General features: G+C 63.9%; 14 protein-coding genes and 2 riboswitches. Of the genes, 6 read left to right on the forward strand and 8 right to left on the reverse strand.

The features are described from left to right. Positions 1–212: 212 nt before the first annotated feature. Both HOLFODRAFT_RS0214360 and HOLFODRAFT_RS0214365 read left to right on the forward strand, forming a co-directional pair. Positions 213–1328, forward strand: coding sequence for a uroporphyrinogen decarboxylase family protein (locus HOLFODRAFT_RS0214360; protein WP_005031945.1), 1116 nt, complete (start codon positions 213–215; stop codon positions 1326–1328). 114 nt (positions 1329–1442) lie between these two features. Further along, positions 1443–2945, forward strand: a complete 1503-nt coding sequence (locus HOLFODRAFT_RS0214365; RefSeq protein WP_005031943.1) for an FAD-dependent oxidoreductase — start codon at positions 1443–1445, stop codon at positions 2943–2945. 144 nt (positions 2946–3089) lie between these two features. Here HOLFODRAFT_RS0214365 and HOLFODRAFT_RS0214370 read toward each other — a convergent pair whose 3' ends face one another. From HOLFODRAFT_RS0214370 to HOLFODRAFT_RS0214395, 6 genes are all read right to left on the reverse strand, one after another. Then, positions 3090–3803: an ABC transporter ATP-binding protein gene (locus HOLFODRAFT_RS0214370; RefSeq protein ID WP_005031941.1), complete on the reverse strand. Its 714-nt coding sequence runs from the start codon at positions 3801–3803 to the stop codon at positions 3090–3092. Then, the gene (locus HOLFODRAFT_RS0214375; RefSeq protein ID WP_005031939.1) at positions 3800–4777 is read right to left on the reverse strand and encodes a FecCD family ABC transporter permease; all 978 of its coding nucleotides are present in this window, start codon (positions 4775–4777) and stop codon (positions 3800–3802) included. Before HOLFODRAFT_RS0214375 ends, HOLFODRAFT_RS0214370 begins: the two co-directional genes overlap by 4 nt. Continuing rightward, positions 4774–5604: an ABC transporter substrate-binding protein gene (locus HOLFODRAFT_RS21510; protein ID WP_005031937.1), complete on the reverse strand. Its 831-nt coding sequence runs from the start codon at positions 5602–5604 to the stop codon at positions 4774–4776. Before HOLFODRAFT_RS21510 ends, HOLFODRAFT_RS0214375 begins: the two co-directional genes overlap by 4 nt. A 2-nt stretch (positions 5605–5606) precedes the next feature. Beyond that, positions 5607–7613 (reverse strand): TonB-dependent receptor plug domain-containing protein, encoded by a 2007-nt coding sequence (locus HOLFODRAFT_RS0214385; protein WP_005031935.1) that lies wholly within the window; start codon positions 7611–7613, stop codon positions 5607–5609. 76 nt (positions 7614–7689) lie between these two features. Next, positions 7690–7900: riboswitch (cobalamin riboswitch) on the reverse strand. A 203-nt stretch (positions 7901–8103) separates the two neighbouring features. After that, positions 8104–8928 (reverse strand): ABC transporter substrate-binding protein, encoded by an 825-nt coding sequence (locus HOLFODRAFT_RS21515; RefSeq protein ID WP_005031933.1) that lies wholly within the window; start codon positions 8926–8928, stop codon positions 8104–8106. Position 8929: 1 nt separating this feature from the next. Then, the gene (locus tag HOLFODRAFT_RS0214395) at positions 8930–10879 is read right to left on the reverse strand and encodes a TonB-dependent receptor plug domain-containing protein (protein ID WP_005031931.1); all 1950 of its coding nucleotides are present in this window, start codon (positions 10877–10879) and stop codon (positions 8930–8932) included. A gap of 76 nt (positions 10880–10955) precedes the next feature. After that, positions 10956–11159: riboswitch (cobalamin riboswitch) on the reverse strand. A gap of 102 nt (positions 11160–11261) precedes the next feature. Here HOLFODRAFT_RS0214395 and HOLFODRAFT_RS0214400 point away from each other — a divergent pair. The 4 genes from HOLFODRAFT_RS0214400 (at position 11262) to HOLFODRAFT_RS0214415 (ending at position 16288) form a co-directional block, all read left to right on the forward strand. Then, the gene (locus HOLFODRAFT_RS0214400) at positions 11262–13028 is read left to right on the forward strand and encodes a bifunctional homocysteine S-methyltransferase/methylenetetrahydrofolate reductase (protein WP_005031929.1); all 1767 of its coding nucleotides are present in this window, start codon (positions 11262–11264) and stop codon (positions 13026–13028) included. A 97-nt stretch (positions 13029–13125) separates the two neighbouring features. After that, entirely contained in the window at positions 13126–14529 is a 1404-nt protein-coding gene (locus HOLFODRAFT_RS0214405) for an MFS transporter (protein WP_005031927.1), read from the forward strand. 313 nt (positions 14530–14842) lie between these two features. Continuing rightward, positions 14843–15304, forward strand: coding sequence for a helix-turn-helix transcriptional regulator (locus HOLFODRAFT_RS21520; protein WP_005031925.1), 462 nt, complete (start codon positions 14843–14845; stop codon positions 15302–15304). Between the two features lie 252 nt (positions 15305–15556). Next, positions 15557–16288: an IclR family transcriptional regulator gene (locus HOLFODRAFT_RS0214415; RefSeq protein WP_052572572.1), complete on the forward strand. Its 732-nt coding sequence runs from the start codon at positions 15557–15559 to the stop codon at positions 16286–16288. A 19-nt stretch (positions 16289–16307) separates the two neighbouring features. Here the strand turns inward: HOLFODRAFT_RS0214415 and HOLFODRAFT_RS0214420 are convergent, their stop codons facing one another. Together HOLFODRAFT_RS0214420 and HOLFODRAFT_RS21525 are read right to left on the reverse strand one after the other, a co-directional pair. Then, positions 16308–17351 (reverse strand): hypothetical protein, encoded by a 1044-nt coding sequence (locus HOLFODRAFT_RS0214420; RefSeq protein ID WP_005031922.1) that lies wholly within the window; start codon positions 17349–17351, stop codon positions 16308–16310. Positions 17352–17480: 129 nt separating this feature from the next. Beyond that, the gene (locus HOLFODRAFT_RS21525) at positions 17481–19574 is read right to left on the reverse strand and encodes a heavy metal translocating P-type ATPase (RefSeq protein WP_005031920.1); all 2094 of its coding nucleotides are present in this window, start codon (positions 19572–19574) and stop codon (positions 17481–17483) included. Positions 19575–19581: the final 7 nt, after the last annotated feature.

Raw genomic sequence — 19581 nt, forward strand, 5'->3', positions numbered from 1 at the left:
AAGAAATGCTCAGGGGAAAAAGTTGTCCCGGGAACGGGCCATGTGGCGACAAATGCCTACCCTGTAGTTATTGCGCATGTTTGAGAACTCATCGGAGCGGGGTTCCAGGGTCTTGGCATTCCTGTTGCCATCTCCCTGATCATCCTCGACTCCATTTCCACAACCCAGGCCAGCATGGCCTGACCACTCATCCCCCTGAAGGAGACTTGTCTATGAAGACCCCGGAAGAACTCCTGAACGAGCGGCTGGACCGCCTCAAGAAGACCATCAGGCTTGAGAAGACGGACCGCACCCCTGTGGTGCTCATGGCCGACTCCTTCTTTGCCAAGGAGCGGGGTCGCAAGATCGCCGATCTCTGCAAGGGAATCCCGATGGCCAGCGACATCATGGTGGAATCCGCCGTGGCGCTCGGTGGGGATCTGGATGGCGTCAATTCCGCCTTCCCTGCGGGTCCTCTCTTTCCCCTCATCTTCATGACCAAGGTCAAGCTTCCGGGTCGCGAGCTTCCCGATGATGCCCTCTGGCAGCTCGATGAGCGGGAGGTGATGACCCGCGAGGACTACGACACGATCCTCGCCAAGGGCTGGAACGCCTTCATGCCGGGCTACGTGATGGGGCGCCTCGGGGTGGACCTGCCCGCTCTGGGCGCGGACCTGGCCCATGCCGGCGAGGCCGTTCAGAAGTTCGAAGCCCACGGCATGTATGTCTACTCCGAGCTGGTGACCATCACCGTCAATGAATACTTGAGTGGCGGCCGCTCCATGGGCAAGTTCATGCGGGATCTCTTCACCATGCCCGACAAAATCTCCGAGGTTCTGGAGGTGATCCAGAAGGAGAACCTCGAGCAGCTCCGCGGGATGATCCGCGCGAGCACTGGCAAGTCCCCGGTGGTCTTCGTCTCCCCTGCCCGGGGCGCCAGCGAGTTCTATTCCCCCAAGCTCTGGGAACGCTATGTCTTCAAGTTCATCAAGGAGACCGTGGACATGGTCAACGCGGAGGGTTATGTCTGTGACATCCATGCCGACGGCAATTGGGAGCGTGATCTCGACTGTTTCCGGGCCTTCAAGCCGGGTTCGGTCATCTTCGAGTCGGATGGTGTGACCGATATGGCCAAGATCCGCGAGAAGCTGGGCGGCCACATCGCCATCAAGGGCGACGTCCCCGCGGGCATGCTGGTGCTTGGCACCCCTGATCAGGTCTACAAATACTGCACCGACATGATCAAGGCCAACGGCCCTGGCTTCATCCTCTCCTGCGGATGCTCCTGCCCTCCCAACGCGAAGGTGGAAAACGTCAAGGCCATGATCTCCGCCGCGACTGGCAAGTAGAACCTATCCACGCGATCCCGCCCGGGGGCCTCCGGCCCCTGGGTGTTGCTTCGCAGCAACCATGCTGTTCGATAGGCAATCCGAACGCAGGTGATTCATCTCCAAGGAGGAGTCATGACACGCATTTCTTCAGTGGGACGTCTGGTCGCTCTTGCGGCGGTCGGTGTCTGGGGCTTCGCCGCTCCGGCTTTTGATACCCAGACCGACATCGTCGTGGTCGGTTCCGGCGGTGCGGGGCTTTGCGCATCCCTGACCGCAGCCGAGGGGGGCGCCAAGGTGGTGCTCCTGGAGAAGAATCCCTTCCCAGGCGGCACTTCCAATGCGGCCGAGGGGATCTTCGGCGCCGAAACCGAAATGCAGCGGGAGCAGCTCATCGTCAACACCAAGGATGAGGTCTTCCGCATCGAGATGGAGGAATCCAACCACTGGCAGGGCAACGCTCCCCTGATCCGGGCCTACATCAATGAATCTGACCAGACCTTCTCCTGGCTCCGCCGCAAACAGGGCGTTCCCTTCGTCACGACCGGGACCACGGCGCCCGAGGCCAGGGGACTGCGCACCTGGCACCTGATCGAAGGCAAGGGCCACACGCTGGTGAAGGTCCTCTTCGGGAATGCCAAGGCGAACCAGAACATCACCATCATGATGCAGACCCCTGGCCAGGAGCTCATCATGGACGGGAAGAAGGTGGTGGGCGTGGTGGCCAAGGACAAGGCTGGCAAGGCCATCCGTATCGGGGCGGGAGCCGTGATCATCGCCACCGGCGGTTACGCAGAGAACCGGGAGTGGGTCACCAAATACTGCGGGGATGCTGGCGCCGGTGCGGCGGTTCCCTTCAACAAGACAGGCGACGGCATCCGAATGGCCATGGACGCGGGGGCTGCGGTGGAAGGCATGTCCCACATGCAGTGGTTCCCGGCTGCCGATCCCAGGACCACGCCCCTGACGGTGAGCTGCCTCGGCTGGCAACCCACCAACATCCTGGTGAACAAGCGGGGTGAGCGTTTCTGCAATGAGGAGATCCTCCGCAATTTCAGCATCGCGGGCAATGCCATCCGCCGCCAGGGCTTCGGCTGGAGCATCTTCGACGAGAACATGAGGCAGCACGTCAAGAAGGATGGTCCCGACTGGGGTATCGGCGTCCTGGTCCAGCACGCCATTCCCATCCCCAAGCTGGATGATGATTGCCAGACGGCCCTCAAGGGAAAGAACTTCGTGGAGGCCAACAGTCTGGATGAACTGGCCACCAAGATGGGTGTCCCTGCCACCACCCTGAAGGCCACCATGGAGAGCTACAGCCATGCTGTGGACGCGCACTACGACGCTGACTTCCTGAAGCCCAAGGAGCTGATGCACAAGCCCACTGGCAAGCTCTATGCGGTCAAGCTGGACCCCTACTACCTGACATCCCTGGGTGGCGTCACCGTCAATCCCAAACTCCAGGCTCTGGACAAGAACTGGGATGTGATCCCCGGTCTTTACGTGGTGGGCAATGATGCCGTCGGAGGCCTCTTCGGCGACACCTATCCCCTCGACGTCCCCGGGACGACTTACGGCTTCGCGGTCAATTCCGGACGCATGGCTGCCAAGGCTGCCTTGAAGGCCCTCGGGAAGTAGACGCTCTCTGCTCCAAAGGAACGGCCCGTCATTGGCGGGCCGTTTGTTCTGCCATGAAAGGGGGGACCGCCTGCTCACTGCGCTCGCGATGTCCCCCCTTTGACCCCCACGTGGTGGCCGGGCAAAGCCCGACCATCACGTCTGTCAGGGCAGTTCCAGCACCATGGCGTTCTCCCAGCGGGCCTGGACGCCGAAGACCTCCAGGATGAGCTCGGGGGTGAAGACTTCGTTCGGGGCGCCATTGGCCCGCAGTTCGCCGTCCTTCAGGACCAGGACTTGGTCCATGAAACGCACCAGGCGCAAGTCGTGGACGGACATGAGGACTGTGGCCCCCTGTTCCGCGAGCTGACGGCCAAGGCGGAGGACCTCCAGGGCATGGCGGGCATCGAGCTGGCTGATGGGCTCATCCCAGAGCTGGATGGGGGCTTCGGTGGCCAGGGCCCGGGCCAGGAAGACCCGCTGGCGTTCGCCGCCGGAAAGTCGCGTCACGGGGCGCTTGGCCAGATGGCAGAGATCCAGGCGCTCCAGGATCTGATCCACCCCCTGGTCCTCATCGTCCCAGGCGTAGCGCCCCTGGACCACCACGTCCCGCACGGGGAAGGCGAATTCGGCGTGGGACTCCTGGGGGAGCCAGGCCAGGAGGCGGCCCCGATCCAGGATGGGGATCTTCTTGAGATCCCGGCCCTGCCAGTGGACCTTGCCCTTGGCAGGCAGAAGCCCGGCCAGGGCCTGGAGAAGGGTGGACTTGCCAGCACCGTTGGGGCCCATCACCGCGGCGAGGCAGCCCTTGGGCAGCGCCAGATCCAGGGACTTCAGGCGCTCTCCCACGGTGAGGCCAGTGGCTTCGATGGCCGTCATGTCCGCCTCCGAAGGAGATAAAGAAGGAAGGGGCCACCGGCGATGGCGGTCACCACGCCGAGTCGCATCCCCGAGGAAAGACAGCGGGTGGGGAGGTCGCAGATGAGGACGAAGGCCGCGCCCCCGAGCATCGAGAGGGGCACGAGGTGCCGATGGTCGGGACCGAAGAGGAGGCGCAGGAGATGGGGCACCACCAGCCCCACGAAACCGACCACACCCGCGGTGGCCGTGGCCAGGGCCGTCAGGACCGTGGAAAGGATGATGAGTTCCCAGCGGAGGCGTTTGACGTCCACGCCCAGGCTCTGGGCGCTGGCCTCCCCGAGGGAGAAGATATTGAGGCGCCGCCCCAGGGGCAGCATGAGGAAGCAGGCCACGAGAACGCCAGGCAGCCCCATCCACACATGGGCCCAGGTGCGGTTCTCAATGCCCCCCATGAGCCAGAAGAGGATCTGGCCGCTCACCTGGAACTGCCCTGCGGTGAGGCTGAGGAGGAAGCTGGTGACGGCTCCGAAGAGGGCGTTGAGGGCCACGCCTGCCAGAATGAGGTGCTCGGTGCTGGCCCCCTTGTGGGCTAGGGCCATGACAGCACCCGTGGCGATGAACGCTCCGAGGATGGAGGCCAGGGGGACGGTGAAGAGGGAGGTCTGGCCGATGCCGAAGGCCAGCACCAGGACCGCGCCCATGGCGCCTCCGCTGCTGACCCCCAGGAGCCCCGGGCTGGCCAGGGGATTGCGGAAGAAGGCCTGCATGGCGACACCTGAGGCGGCCAAGCCAGCTCCGGCGGCGATGCCCACCAGGGTGCGGGGCAGGCGGACATCCCAGAGCACCGTGCGGGTCAACTCATCGCCTCGGCCCGCCAAGGCCTGGATCACTTCCCTGGGGGAGAAGCCCATTTCTCCGATCCCAAGGGATGCCAGGATCGCGGCCACCAGGAGGAGGGACAGGAAGAGGGTGGGAGCGGGCCATCGTTTCATCGGAATCGCTCCGGGTGAAGGGCCCGGGCCAGCCACTCATAGGCATCCACCCGGGTATGGGTAGTGCTGGCCAACAGGGCTCCGGGGATGAGCACCAGGTTGCCGTATTTCATGGCAGGGAGGTATTTGTAGGGGGGCGTCTGGCGCAGGATGCTGGGCAGGTCCTTCTCCTCGTCCTTGGGGCCCACCAGGACTTCCGGGTTCCAACGGAGCACCTGTTCCGTGGGCAGAGGCTGGTGGCCCTTGATCCCCGCCTGGGCCGCCACGTTGATGGCTCCGGCATGGAGACAGATATCGTTGAAGGAGGTGTCCGAGCCCGCCACAAAGGGGTAGATCGCCGCGGACATCACTCGGCGAGGCTTCACCCCGGCCAGTCGCTGCTGCAGTTCGTTCACTCGGCCCTGGGTCCGGCGGATGATGGTCTCGGCCCGATCAGGGTGTCCCAGGGTCTGGCCCAGACGCCGTAGATTGGCGTAGGCATCCTCCAGGGACTCGAAACGGTCGAAGAGCATGAGATTGATCTTCGACCGCCGGAGCAGTTCCACCACCTCGGGCCGGGAGTAGTTGGTGATGAGCACCAGGTCCGGCTTGTAGCGCAGGATGCTCTCGGCCTCGCTGTCCCGGATCACCGGGATGCGCTGGTTGTCCTTCGCGTGCACAGAGAACTTGGGGTTCCGGGCGAGGTGGCTCAGGGCCGCGATCTGCCCCGGGTCCGCCACCGCCAGCAGCAGGTCATCCGTGCCCACCGTGTGGCTCACCACGCGGAGCGGTGCCCGCCCCCAGAGGAGGGCGGGCACCAGGGCGAGAATGCAGAGCAGGCGTTTCATATCTAGAAACGGTAGCGCAGTTCCGCTGAAAGGCTGGGAGACATGGCTGGATAACCGTAGACCTGGGATGCATCGTTCCGGAAGTCATTGGTCCTGGACATCCAGGCCTCCTTCGATGCATGGGGCTGCATCAGGTTGTCGCCCCGCAAGGTGACCGAAAGGTTCTGCTGGATGGCCCAGGCTGCGGAAATGCTCAGGTCGTTGTAGTGGGTGCGGTAGACGAAGCCGTTCTCATACTGGGAGCCGGTCCAGGACCACCGTGCATCCATGCGGACATCCCCCAGGACACAGTAGGCGGCCAGTCCGAGGGACTGAAATGGGCGTCGGATCACGGCGCTGGAGGTCAGCTGCAGGGACTCCTCCACGCTGGTGTCCCGGGCCTCTTGGTTGCGATAGAAACTGGTCAGTCCCCAGTGCTTTGATTCGTAACCGCCCGAGATCTCGGCGGACTGGATGCGGATACCGTTCCCGTTGCGGTATACCCCAGAATACCCGTACCAGGAGGGGATCCAGGTCCCACCGTTGTAGTCGTAGTAAACCAAGCTGGAGTATATGGTCCGTGAGAGTTCCAGCTTGCCTTTCCATGGACCCCTCTCGAAGCTCACCCCGGTTTGGATGAACTTGCTCTTCTCGTTTTCGAGGGTTTCTCCGCCGTAACGGGCATTGAAGATCGAATGGTAAAGCTGGGGGTTGCTGAAACCCCAGCCTGCGGAGGCATAGACTCTGAAACCTGCCGGGAGGTTCCAGTTCACACCGCCCTTGCCGGTGTACTGGGAGGAACTGTGATCCACCATATTCCCGAGGGTATCGGTGGGAACCTCCTGTTTGTCCTGCTCCCAGCGTACGGATCCCACGAGTCTTAGGGTCGGGATTACCTCCAGCTGGGCCTCTGTGGCAAAGGCGAAGTGCTTGTCTTCGCCAACGAGGAAGGCTGTGCCCTCAAGGTCGGATGCCCTGACCCGGGATTGCAGAACCTCAGTGCTGACGTTCAGGGCGAGGATGCGGAAAGGTTCCCAGCTGAGGTTGGCTGTGGCCTGTTTCCCACGACTCAAGAACGGAACGGCGGGATCTCCTGCGGCCATCCCCGGTTCGAGCCTGTTCAGCTCATGGCCACCGAGAGTTAGGGAGCCCTTGAGGTTGGGCCGGAAGATGACATCGAGGGAGGCGCTCAGCACCTGGTCTCTGCTGCGCGTTTCGCGGGTCTCGTCGTAGTAAGAGGCACCGTATGGGGTTGTCCCGTAGTAGGCGTAGACGATGGGAATGGGCGAACCGGTATAGGCGTTCCGGTAGCTGAGGGTGGCCAGGCCCCAGTCGCTGATCTGCTGGCCTCCTCCCAGGAAGACTCCCGTCGAGCGGTAGGAGTTTTCGGATTCCAGGTTCGAGTCCTGCTGCTGAAGATCTACAGAGCCCCGGACCCAGCCGCTACCCCAGCCGTAAGCGGGAGCAAAGGTGGTGCCGACGATACCTCCCGTTCCACCCTTGAGGCGGAAGTCTCCACTGAAACCATCTTTGGCGCTTCCGGTGGAGTAGAGTGCCACGCTGCCACCCATGGCGCTGGAGCCGAAACGGGCCGAGCAGGGACCCTGTTGGATCTCGGCGCGGTCGATGCCAGCCAGGTTAACCAGACTCATGTTGGTGCCGACCAGTCCAGATGCGTCATTGATGCGGATGCCATCAATGGTGACCGCCACATCCTGGGGGCGGGAGCCTCCCAGCATGAAGGAAGAGGTGGCTCCGATGCCTCCGGTGCGGCTCACCTGACCGGGGAAGAGGGCCTGGATCAGGTCGGAGAGGTTGCTTGCGCCGACCTGATCCAGCTTCTCGGGGGTCACCACCTTTACCGGATTCGGTGTCTTCACCAGTTCCACGGGGCTGGCTTCGGCGGTCACGGTTACGGTGGCGCTGGCCTCGGCCTTGGGCTTGGGGCTTTCGGCGATGGCTTCGGCGTTCGTGCCCGCCATGAGACTCGCCCCAAGGGCGAGCAATAGTGCAATTCGGGTCTGTCCCATCTCATGCCTCCACGCATGGGTCCGTGGCGCGGAGGAAAAGGGGCAGGAGTCCCGATCCCTTCCCGCTCCCACGGCGGGTTCTGGGGAATGCTGGATCGGTCTCCGGGCTCGCACGCGACGGGTCCTTTACAGGCCCCCTGAAACCTTCCCGGGATCGCAGTCCCAGTGGTTCCAGCAAAGTCTCCCGGCTTTCGCCGAGGTGCATACCGTTGCGGGGCAGCGCAGGTTTTACACCTGTTTCCCGTTAACCAGCACGTGTTGTGAACCCCCAGGATCCCACGGTTTGGAGGCATACGGCAAGAACTAGTCTGACCAGATGGGCGGATCTGCTCGGCCTGGAAGATCAAAAGAGTAAACGCAGAGGGCGCAGAGGTTCAAAAGAGAGGGCGCAGAGAAAAGCAAAAGACTGACTGGGATGGAGGGGACACAGTTTCGGGGCCTGCCAAAAGTCCTCCCAGCCCTTGGCTGACGGCGGTTTCCTATCAGTGATTTAACGGAAGCGTTCGGGGTGAAGGGCCCGGGCCAGCCACTCGTAGCCTTCGATCCGTAGGTGGGTGGTGTTGGAGAAAAGGGCCCTCGGGATGAGCACCAGCCTGCCGTATTTCATGGCGGGAAGGTATTTGTATGGCGGCGTCTTGGGCAGGATGGTCGGCAGGTCCTCATCCTTGGCCCCTACCAGCACATCCGGGTTCCAGGTGAGCACCTTCTCCGTGGGCATGGGCTGGTGGCCCTTCACCCCGGCCTGTGCCACGACATTGATGGCCCCGGCGTGAAGGCAGAGGTCATCGAAGGTCGTCCCTGCACCCGCTACGAAGGGATAGATCCCTGCGGCCATCACCCGCACGGGCTTGACCCCCGCCAGACGCTTCTGGAGTTCCGCCACCCTTGCCTGGCTCCTTTGGATGACCGCCTCGGCCCTCTCCGGGTGTCCCAGGGTCTGTCCCAGGCGCCGAAGATTGGCGTAGGCATCCTCCAGGGACTCGAAGTGATCGAAGAGCATCAGGTTGACCTTGGAGCGCCGGAGCAGTTCCACCACCTCGGGTTTCGAATAGCTGGTGATGAGCACCAGGTCCGGCTTGTGGCGCAGGATGCTCTCAGCCTCCGCATCCCGCACCGTGGGGTGTTTTTCGTTCTCCCTGGCGTGGATCGAATACCTCGGATCCCGGCTGAAGCGGCTGAGGGCCGCAATCTGCCCCGGATCCGCCACGGCCAGCAGCAGATCATCCGTTCCCACCGTGTGGCTCACCACCCGGAGGGGAACCCGCCCCCAGAGGAGGGCGGGAACCAGTGCGAAGAGAAAGATCAGGCGTTTCATGTCAGAAACGGTAACGCAGTTCCGCCGTGAGGCTGGGGGACTGGGCGGGATATCCGTAGACCTGGGAGGCATCGTTCTTGAAATCGTAGGTCCGCGACATCCAGGCCGACTTGCTGGCATGGGGCTGCATCAGATTCTCGCCCCGGAGGGCCAGGGAGAGCTGCTGGCTTACCGCCCAGGTGGCGCTGAGGCTCAGGTCGTTGAAGTGGGTCCGGTAGGCGAAGCCACTCTCGTACTGGGAGCCGGTCCAGGACCAGCGGCCATCCATGCGGACATCGCCCAGCACCCAGTAGGTGGCTAGGCCGCAGGCCTGGAAGGGGCGGCGGTATACGGCGCTGGAGGTGAGCTGTTGGGCTTCCGACTTGCTGGTGTCCCGGGCTTCCTGGTTGCGGTAGAAGCCCGTCAGGCCCCAGGCCTTGGTCTCGTATCCTCCGGAGAGCTCGGCGGACTGGATGCGGATCCCCTGGCCGTTGTAGTAGAGGTAGGGGGTGGTGTCGAAATAGACCAGGCTGGCGTATAGCGTCCTGGAAAGACTCAGCTGGGCCTTCCATGGGCCCGATTCGTAGCTCAGGCCGCTTTGGATGAACTTGCTCTTCTCATCATCAAGGGCCTCGCCGGCCTTCCTGGCGTTGTAGACAGACTGGTAGAGGAGCGGGTTGCTGAATCCCCAGCCCGCCGAGGCGTAGACCCGGAAGCCCGCAGGCAGGATCCAGTTCACCCCGCCCTTGCCGGTGTACACGGCGGAGCGTCGCTCCTCACGGTGGCCCAGGGTCGCCGTGGGGAGGTCCTGGGCGGCGTGCTCCCAGCGCAGAGACCCCACGATTCTGAGGGTGGGGATGACCTTCACCTCGGCCTCGGCGGAGGCCGCAAGGTGGGTGTCCTCACCCCTGTAGATCACTGCGGAGATCGGGATCTCGGCCTGGGCCTCCGTGGCCTCCACGGCGAAGGTGGTGGAAAGGATGGAGACGGGGTCCCAGGTCAGGCTGCCCGTGGCCTGCTTGCTGCGGCTGTGGTAGGGCGAGGGGCTGCCCGTGCCCATGGCAGGCTCGATGCGGTTGACTTCATAGCCCCCCAGTCCCAGGGCGCCCCGGAGGGTGGGAGAGAAGACGGTCTGAATGGAGGCGCTCAGCATCTCGTTGCGGCTCTGGGTTCCGCGCTCCTCGTCGTAGGCGGCGGCAGGATCAGTCGCTCTCTTGCTGATGGAGGCGATGGGAAGGGGTACGCCGATGTAGGCATTCCGGTAGCTGAGGGTGGCGAGGGTGTTTGCTCCCAGCTCCTGGCCGGCGCCCAGGAAGACCCCGGTGGAACGGTAGGCGTTGGCCGCCTCAAGGTTGGAATCCTGCCGCTGGAGGTCCACGGAAGCCCGGACCCATCCGCTGTTCCACCCATAGGTTGGCGCGAAGGTGGTGCCCACGATCCCGGCGGTTCCGCCCTTCAGGCGGAAGCTGCCGCTGAACCCATCCTTTGGGCTTCCCGCGGAGTAGAGAGCTACGGAGCCGCCCATGGCGCTGGATCCGTAGCGGGCAGAGCATGGACCCTGCTGTATCTCGGCCCGATCAATGCCCACCAGATTCACCATGCTCATATTGGTGCCCACGGTGCCCGAGGGGTCGTTGACCCGCACCCCATCAATGGTGACGGCCACGTCCTGGGAGCGGGCGCCGCCCAGCTGGAAGGAGGAGGTGGCGCCGATGGCCCCCGTGCGGTAGACCTGCCCGGGGAAGAGATCCTGGAGCAGGTCGGAGAGGTTGTCGGCTCCGATGCGCTCAAGCTTTGCGGAAGTCACCACCGTTACCGGGTTCGGGGTCTCCACCAGTTCGACCGGACTGGCCTCCGCGGTGACGCTCACCGTGGCGCTGGCCTCTGCTTTTGGCTTGAAGCTCCCTGCGGTGCTTTCGGCCATGAGGCTCGCCCCGAGGGCGAGCAGAAGTGCGATGCGGGTCTGTCCCATCTCATGCCTCCACGCATGGGACCGGGGGGCAGAGGGAAGGCCCCGGAGGGCCGATCCGTATCCGCTCCCACGGCGGGTTTGGAGAATGCTGGATCGGTCTCCGGGCTCGCACGCGACGGATCCTGGCAGATCCCCGTCACCTTCCCGGGATCGCAGCCCCAGTGGTTCCGGTCAAGTCTCCCGGCTTTCGCCGAGGTGCATACCGTTGCGGGGCAGCGCAGGTTTCACACCTGCTTCCCGTTAACCAGCATGTATTGGTATGACCAGAATTCCACGGGTGGGGGATGAAGGCAAGGGATGGCTTTCTCTCGTCGGACCACATCCCTTCTATCTCATGGATAAACTTTGGGTTCCGTCCCTTTGGGGCGGGCGGAGGGATAGCATGCAGCGGATCCTGGGCGCCGAGCCCTTCCTGATCGCCGATGGGGCCATGGGCACCTACTTCACCCAGATCACCGGGGAGGACAGCGGCGCCGTGGAGCGGGCGAACCTGGATCGCCCCGAGCTGATCCAGAGCATCCACGCTGAATACATCGCAGCGGGGGCCCGGCTGATCCGCACCAATACCTTCGGTGCCAGCAGCCTCGCCCTGGGGGTACCCCGGGACGAGGCTGCTCGCATCCTCCGGGCCGGGGTGGAGATCGCCCGGCGAGCCGCACTGGGGACCGGGGTTCTGGTGGCCGCCAGCATCGGCCCTGTTCCCGAACTGAGTCCGGACGGAAGCCTGGTGGATGTTCAGGGGGAATACCGGTTCCTGGTGGACACCCTTCTGCAGGAGGGGGTGGAGCACTTCATCTTCGAGACCTTCAGCAGTCTGGAGCCTCTGAGGGACGCAACGGCCTATCTCCGGGAGCGGTGCCCGGCCGCTTTCATCCTGGCCCAGTTCGCCACGACCCCCGAAGGTCTGAGCCGCAAGGGGGTGCCCAATGATCGGCTGGTGCGGGAGCTGAAGGCCCTCGGCACCCTCGATGCCTATGGTTTCAACTGCGGGGCCGGACCCACCCACCTCCTGAGAACCCTCCAGCGCCTGGATCTGGGGAACGACCTGGTTTCCGTCATGCCCAATGCCGGATACCCCGAGCTGGTGAACGAGCGCACCATCTATCATCCCAACCCGGCCTATTTCGCGGAGCGGATGCGGGATATCCACCGCCAGGGGGCCCGCGTCCTTGGCGGGTGCTGTGGTTCCACGCCAGCCCACATCCGGGCCCTGGCGGAGTTGATGGGCAGGTCGTCTGCGGAGCGGGTGGCCTTCCGTGTGGCCGAGGCGGCACCAGTCAGGCCGGTGGCCGCCCCGAACCCCTTTGCCGAAAAACTGAAGAGGGGGGACTTCGTGGTGGCCGTGGAGCTGGATCCTCCCTTTGATACAGACGCCAGCAAGCTCCTCCAGGGGGCCCGCCGATGCCTGGAGGCTGGGGTGGATCTCCTGACCATTGCCGATTCGCCCATGGCCCGGGCCAGGGTGGATTCCCTGGCCATGGCGGCCAAGGTCCAGCGGGAGGTGGGTATCCAGACCATGCCCCATGTCTGCTGCCGGGACAAGAATCTGAACGCCCTCAAGTCCGGTTTCCTGGCGGGACATATCGAGGGGCTGCGCAACCTGCTGGCGGTGACGGGGGATGCCATTCCGGCGGGGGATCGGGCCGAGATCAAGGCGGTCTTCAACCTGAATTCCTTCCGCCTCATCGAATTCCTGGCGGAGCTCAACCGGGGGCCCTTCCAGGGGGATCCCTTCCTGATCGGGGGTGCTCTGAATCTGAACGCCGCCAACCGGGATGCCGAGGTGGCCCGCATGGCCACCAAGGCGTCCCGGGGGGCCACCTTCTTCCTGACCCAGCCCATCTACTCCCAGGAGGTCATCGACTACCTGGCGACCATGGCGCGCCCCGCGGGGGTGAAGATCCTCGGCGGCATCCTGCCTCTGGTGAGCTACCGCAACGCCCAGTTCCTCAACAACGAGATGCCTGGGATCCAGGTCCCCCAGGACTTCATCAACCGCTTCCATCCCGAAATGCCGAAGGATGAGGCCGAGGCTGTCGGGGTCGAGCTGGCGGGGGATGTGGCCCGGAGGCTCAGGCCCCATGTGGACGGCTTCTACTTCATGACGCCCTTCAACCGGGTGGAGATGGTGCTTCAGATCATGAAATAGAGGGGCATTGTTTCGGCAAGCAGGAGCTTCGATTTCCCTTCGTCTGCCAGGGACGGTATTCCTTAAAGCTTGGAAACCAACGCTTGGGAGAACGGATATGTCGCTTGCCACCAGAGAAGCCAAGTGGGTCTATGCCATCTGTATGGTGACCTCGTTTCTTGTTCCATTCATGATCAGCTCGCTGAACCTGGCGGTGCCTTCGATCGGCCTTGCCTTCCACGGCAGCCAGTATCTGCTGAACTGGGTGGTGGCTTCTTTCCTGCTGGTCACCGGCTCCCTGCTCCTCCCCATGGGCAAGTTGGCGGATCTGACGGGTCGGGTACGGATCTTCAAGCTCGGGCTCTTCTTCTTTTTTCTCGCTTCGGCGGCCTGCGCCATGGCACCCACCATCCATTGGCTCATCATCTTCAGGACCTTGCAGGGGGTGGGGGCATCCATGATCTTCTCCACTGCCGTGGCCCTGCTGACGACAGTGGTGCCGCCCCAGGAACGGGGCAAGGCCATGGGTATCAATGTGGGCATCGTCTACTTTGCCTACTCCGCAGGGCCCATCCTGGGAGGGGCGATCTGCAGCTGGTTCGGATGGAAGGGGATCTTCATCTTCCTCGCGATCATCGCCCTGGCGGTGCTGGTCATGACGCTCGTCAATCTTCATGGCCCCTGGACTGCTCCTGATCTCGCCCGCATCGATCCTCTGGGGAGCCTGCTCTGCATCGTGGGGCTGGTGCTCTTCCTTTACGGTTCCAGCAGTCTGTCGCTCTCCACGGCCTACTGGGGGATCACCCTCCTGGGGCTGGCCTTCCTCGTGGTCTTTGTGATCCATGAAGGCCGCACGGCCCACCCCATCCTGCCCATCACCCTCTTCACCCACAATCGGGTCTTCGCCTTCTCCAACCTTGCCTCCGTCATCAACTACAGCTCCATCTTCGCCATGCCCTTCCTGCTCAGTCTCTATCTTCAGACGGTGCGGGGCGTGTCTCTGAGGTCCGCGGGTGGCATTCTGCTGGTGCAGTCGGTGGTGATGGCGGTCCTCTCCCCCATCGTTGGGAAGCTCTCGGACCGCATCGAGCCTAGGATCCTCTCCTCCCTGGGGATGGCTGTGAACACTGCCGGATTGCTGATCTTTGTGTTTCTGCGGGAGGGCTCAAGCGTTTCTCTGATCCTGTGGAACCTGGCCTTCATCGGACTGGGCTACGCCCTGTTCTCTGCCCCCAACACGAACGCCATCATGGGCTCGGTGGACCGCACGCAATACGGTGTGGCCTCCTCGGCCATGGGGACGGCTCGGGTGGTGGGGCAGGCCCTGAGCATGGCCATCGTTTCCCTGATCACCACCCACTTTGTGGGGGCATGGACCATTGGGACTTCCGGGTACTCGGGGCACTTCCTGATGGGGATGAAGGCGAGCTTTGTGGTCTTCGCCATTCTGAACTTCGTCGGCGTCTTCGCCTCACTGGCCCGGGGGGCCATGCGGTTCAACTCCCATGGGGTGACGCATTAGTATAAACAAGTTCGGGTTCCTCCCTCGCGGGGATAGACTGCAGGGGGTGTCCTTCAAGATTAGTCATCCTTATTTGGTGGAGTCCGGTGACTTGGGTTCTTCTTTGAATTCAGCTGCTCTTCGCGGGCGCACCAAAAAAAAGAGCCTATATTGCTCATCGGTAGGTGGCTGTTTTTTCCCGGTCAAGTCCGTTTGGGGCATGGTGAAGAGAAACCCTTTCTACGAGCCGAACCTATAAATCGCGTTACGGTCATGAATTTATGATTGCAAGATCTGCTTGTTTTATCGCATTCTTCCTATAGGAGGGTTTCCCTTGAGACGCGCAGAATCCAGTCCCGAAAATCCAATCTCTCTCGATACGCTGGGTGGCCGCATCAAGGCCGTGCGCGTGACTTGGCGCTGGTCCCAGGAGGAGATGGCCGAAGCCCTGCGTGTGGACCAGGCCTCCATTTCGTTCTGGGAGCGTGACAAGATCGTCCCCTCGGGTTCCGCCATGGTGGCCCTGGCGGCCCTCTTCCGTACCAGCGTAGACGCGCTTGAGAAGGGCGATGGCTTTGTGGTTCCGGATCCCCCCTCCAAGATGGATCCCAATGCCAAGCCCACCCGCGGCGAGATTCCCCGGAGCGTTGCCCTGCCTCCCATCAAGGAAGACGATGTCATCTCCATCGTCGACCTCAAGGATGGCTCCTCCAAGAGCAAGCAGCTCTCCGAAGCCATGATGGTCCTGGTTCAGGGCGTCAAGGACGGCCGCCGGGTATGGGTAGTGATGGAGTAGCATCTGTCTCCATTCCAAAAAGAGGAAAGCCCTGACTATCAGGGCTTTCCTCTTTTTGGAAAGGAACGTCAGGGACGGAGTTCTCCACATAAAACGGTACATTATGATGAGTGATAAAACGCGTTATTCTGTATCTATTAACATTTGTAAGGCAGATCTGAGTCGTCGCGGATGTTGGCATATGGAATGTCGTTAATCTCCTAAAAGGATTGAATGTCGATGTCATCCTCGTCGGAAAAAGCGGGAAGTTCTGTGATCCAGGTGGTCGCCCGTGCTGCAGATATCCTCTTTGTCCTGGCTCGCCATCGCGATGGCCTGACCCTGGCTGCATTGGCTCAGATCATGGACTTGCCGCGCTCCACGGTGCAGCGCATCGTGAAGACCTTGGAGGAATCCAATCTGGTGATCGCCGCCTCGGCAAAAAGTGGCTTTCGGCTTGGGCCAGCCTTGACCCTTCTCGCGAACTCCGTGCGCCCCTTCGATCTCGTGACGATGATCCACCCTTTCCTGGTCCGCCTGGCCAGTGAAACTGGCGAAACCGTTGAACTCTCGATCCTCTCCCACGGCAGTGCCGTGGTGGTGGCGCAGATTCATGGGACCCATGCGCTCAGGGTGACCAGCGCCGTCGGCAGTTCGCTTCCCCTGCACGGCACCGCAATCGGCAAAGCCATGCTGGCAGCGCTTCCTGAGCATGAGCTTGAGGCCCTGCGCAGGCAGATGCCCCTCAAACCCTTGACCAAGAATACGATCGTCACCTGGGAGGACATGGATCGGGAGTTGGCCTCGATACGGGGGACCCGTGTCGCCTTTGATCGGGAGGAGAACATCGTCGGGATCTGTTCCCTTGGTGTGGCTATGGAGGGATATGAGGGCGAGATGGCGGCGGTCTCCGTCCTTGTACCCACTCGGAGATTCAAGGCCAATCAAGAGGCCCTGGCGAAAGCCATTCTGAACTGCTGCGAGTCTTTTCAACGCCGAATGTAAAACGTTACATTTCTCGCTTCTACTGCAACTCGGCCAGGAGCTGGTCCAGCAGCATGCCCCAGCGGCGTTCGAATTGCCGATGGAACTGGGCGCTCAGGCCCTCGGGGGTCTGCTCCTGGGAAAGCGAGATCGGAGGCGCCTTGGCCAGGACCACTCCACCAGCATCGGTGATCTGGGCCGTGGCCTCCAGGCGGTAGAGGATGCTTCCCACGAACTGGGGTTCCGCATAGATGAAGGCCGGCCCCTTGGAACCTCCGCTGAAGGTCAGCTCCAGTCGGAAATCCGCGCCCGCCTCCCTGCACTTGAGGCCGCTCTCGGTGATGCGTGAGCTGAGGAACTCCTCCATGGCCGGGGGCAGCGCGATATTGGGGCGCAGGGCCATGGCGCACTTGCCGAGATCCAGGGGGGGCAGATCCGCTGCTTCCAGAGCGGCGAGGCGCTTGTCCACGATTACCCGTTCGGCACGGGTCCGGGCCAGGAGAGGGTCTAGGGAAAGGAGGGCGGTCAACTCGCCCAGGCGGTCGAGATCTCCCTGGAGCTTCCTGAGGCGCCAGCGGGCGCGACGGCTTCGCTCCTTCTCCAGGCCATGGCGGCTGTTCTCCAGGCCCGTGAGCCGTCCCTGGAGCGAGGCCTCGGCCTGCCCCAGGTCCAGGACGGCCAGGGCATACGCTGTGCGCCCGGTGGCATCAAGGTAGGTCTGCTCCACGGTGAGCCCAGGAAGGTCCTCGGCCTGGGTTCCCACCTGCAGTGTGTCCCGGCTGGTCTTGTCGCCGTACCCGTAGGAGCTTCCACCGGAACCCATCTGGGTGGTGCGCGTCGTCGTGCTCGTCTGTCCCTTGACGCTCACCCGCAGGCGCGCGACGACTTCCAGTCGAGCCCGATCCGAGGCCTGGGCCAGGGCCCGCCCTTCAGACGTGAAGGGTCCAAGATCTGCAGTCCCGAGGGCATAGATCCGACCCGGCTCCTGGGGAAGCTGCTCGATCCAGACAGGACGCTGGATGCCCGTCGCTGCCGTCGGGTCGGCCAGGGCGAGCATGCAGGCGAACATTACGGGAAGGGTCACGATGGCCTCCAGGCCACCATTATCGGGTGTAGGCGTTCCGTTCGGGGGCTGTGAATCGCGCTTTCTCCGAGAAGAAGCTGGTCAGGGCCACGCCCCAGACGGCGCGGTTAAGCCAGCGGCCCTCCCCTGTCACCTGGCGTTTCGCAGCCGCAGGGCGTTGAGCACCACGGTCAGGGAACTGAGGCCCATGGCGGCGCCGGCCAGGGCCGGGCCTCCCAGCTTATCCAGGAGGTTGAAGGCGGCCAGGGGGACCAGGACGAGGTTGTAGCCGAAGGCCCAGGCTAGATTTTGCCGCACGACGCTTCGGGTTCGACGGGCCAGGGCATGGGCCTGAAGCAGTGGGTCCAGGCCCTCCCGGAGGAGGTTGAGGGGGGCCGCTGCCTGGGTAGCCTCCAGGCCCGGCAGAGAGATGCCCGCGTCTGCCTGGGCCAGGGCCGAGGCGTCGTTGACGCCATCTCCCACGAAGGCCACGATGGCGCCCGCGGCCTGGAGTTCCTGGATCCGCTTCTGCTTGTCCTCCGGCTTGCAGCCCCCCCGGGCCTCCTCGATGCCGAGCTGAGTGCCCAGTCGCCTGACCACCTCCGGGCGATCGCCGCTCAGGAGGTGGATCCTCAGGCCCTGGCGTCGGAGGGCGTCCAGCACCCGGGGCGTCTCCGGGCGTAGGGCATCCTCCAGCAGGATGAGTCCCAGGAGGGTGGATCCCTCCGCGAGCCCCACCGTCACGGTGCCCTCCGGGATTTCGGGGAAAGGGAGGCCCAGGAAGGCCTCGTTGCCCAGCCTTAGGGCTCGGCCCTCGACCCGGCCCTCGACGCCTCCCCCGGGGAAAGCCCTGAAGTCCTGGGCCTCAGGGAGGGAGAGAGCCTGGGCCGCCCCCCGGATGCCCCGGGCCAGGGGGTGCTCCGAGTCCCGCTCCAGGGCGGCGGCCAGCCTCAGGATCTCCTCCCGGGGGAGCTGGGGGCTCTGGATCTCCTTCAGGGTAGGGCGCCCCAGGGTCAGGGTGCCGGTCTTGTCGAAGACCAGATCCGTGACATCCGCAAGGCGCTCCATGGCCTCGGCCTGGCGTACCAGGAGTCCTCCCCGGGCGGCGCTCCCCAGAGCGGCGGCCATGGCCACCGGCGTGGCCAGTCCCAGGGCGCAGGGGCAGGCGATCACCAGGACCGTCACCGCCGGGCGCCAGGCCAGGAGTAGGCTGCCCGTGGCGATCCACCAGCCCACCAGGGTCAGGGCGGCGAGGACCAGGATGGCGGGCACGAAGACTGCGGAGACCTTGTCCGCCACCTCCTGGATCGGGGCGCGGCTGCCCTGGGCCTCGGCCACCTGCCGGGCCAGTCTGGCCAGCCAAGTGCCCTGGCCCGCGCTCTGGACCTGGACCTCCAGGGCGCCGCCGTGGACCATGGCCCCAACCTGCACGCCATCCCCCGGTCCCTTGGGCACCGGAAGGGGCTCGCCGGTAAGGAGGGCCTCCTCGACTTCCGCCTGGCCCGAGAGGACGATGCCGTCCACGGGGATGGCGGAGCCTGGGCGGACCCGCACCCGGTCCCCCGCCATCAGGATCCGGGTGGGCACCTCCTCCTCCAGTCCGTCCTCACCGAGGCGGGAGGCCATGGCGGGAGCCAGCTTCAGCAGGGCTTCGAGGCTGTGGGTGGCCCGGTGCTTGGCCCGGGCCTCCAGATACTTCCCCACCAGGAGGAAGGACACCAGGGCTGCGGCGGTCTCGAAGGGCGGGTGCATGCTGCCCCGCCAGCCCTCGTAGAGGCCGAAGGCCCAGCTCACCAGGGCCCCCAGGGCCACCAGGGTATCCATGGTGCTCTCCAACTTCCGGAGCTGTCCGAAGGCCCGCCTGAAGAAGGGCCATCCGGCCCCAAAGACGGCCCCCGCCGAAAGCAGGGCCTGGATGGGCCAGGGAAGGTGAAGATGCAGGCCGGGAAGCATCGGCGCCATGAGGGGCAGGGTCACTACCCAGGCGAGGATGAGGCGCAGCAGGGCCCCCCGGGTGGCTTCGGGTGCTGGTTCGTCGGTGGGGGATACCAGGTGGTAGCCCCTGGCTTCCAGGGCCCGGCCCAGGACTTCCAGGGAGAGCTCGGCGCCCTCGACCCTGGCTTCCTCTGTGGCGAGGTTCACCTGGGCATGCGCCACTCCGGGCACTGCGGCCAAGGCCTTCTCCACGCGCCGCACACAGCTCGCGCAGCTCATGCCCTCGACACGGAAGGTATGGATGCTCATTGGATTC

Source organism: Holophaga foetida DSM 6591, from assembly GCF_000242615.2.
Classification (GTDB): Bacteria; Acidobacteriota; Holophagae; order Holophagales; family Holophagaceae; genus Holophaga; species Holophaga foetida.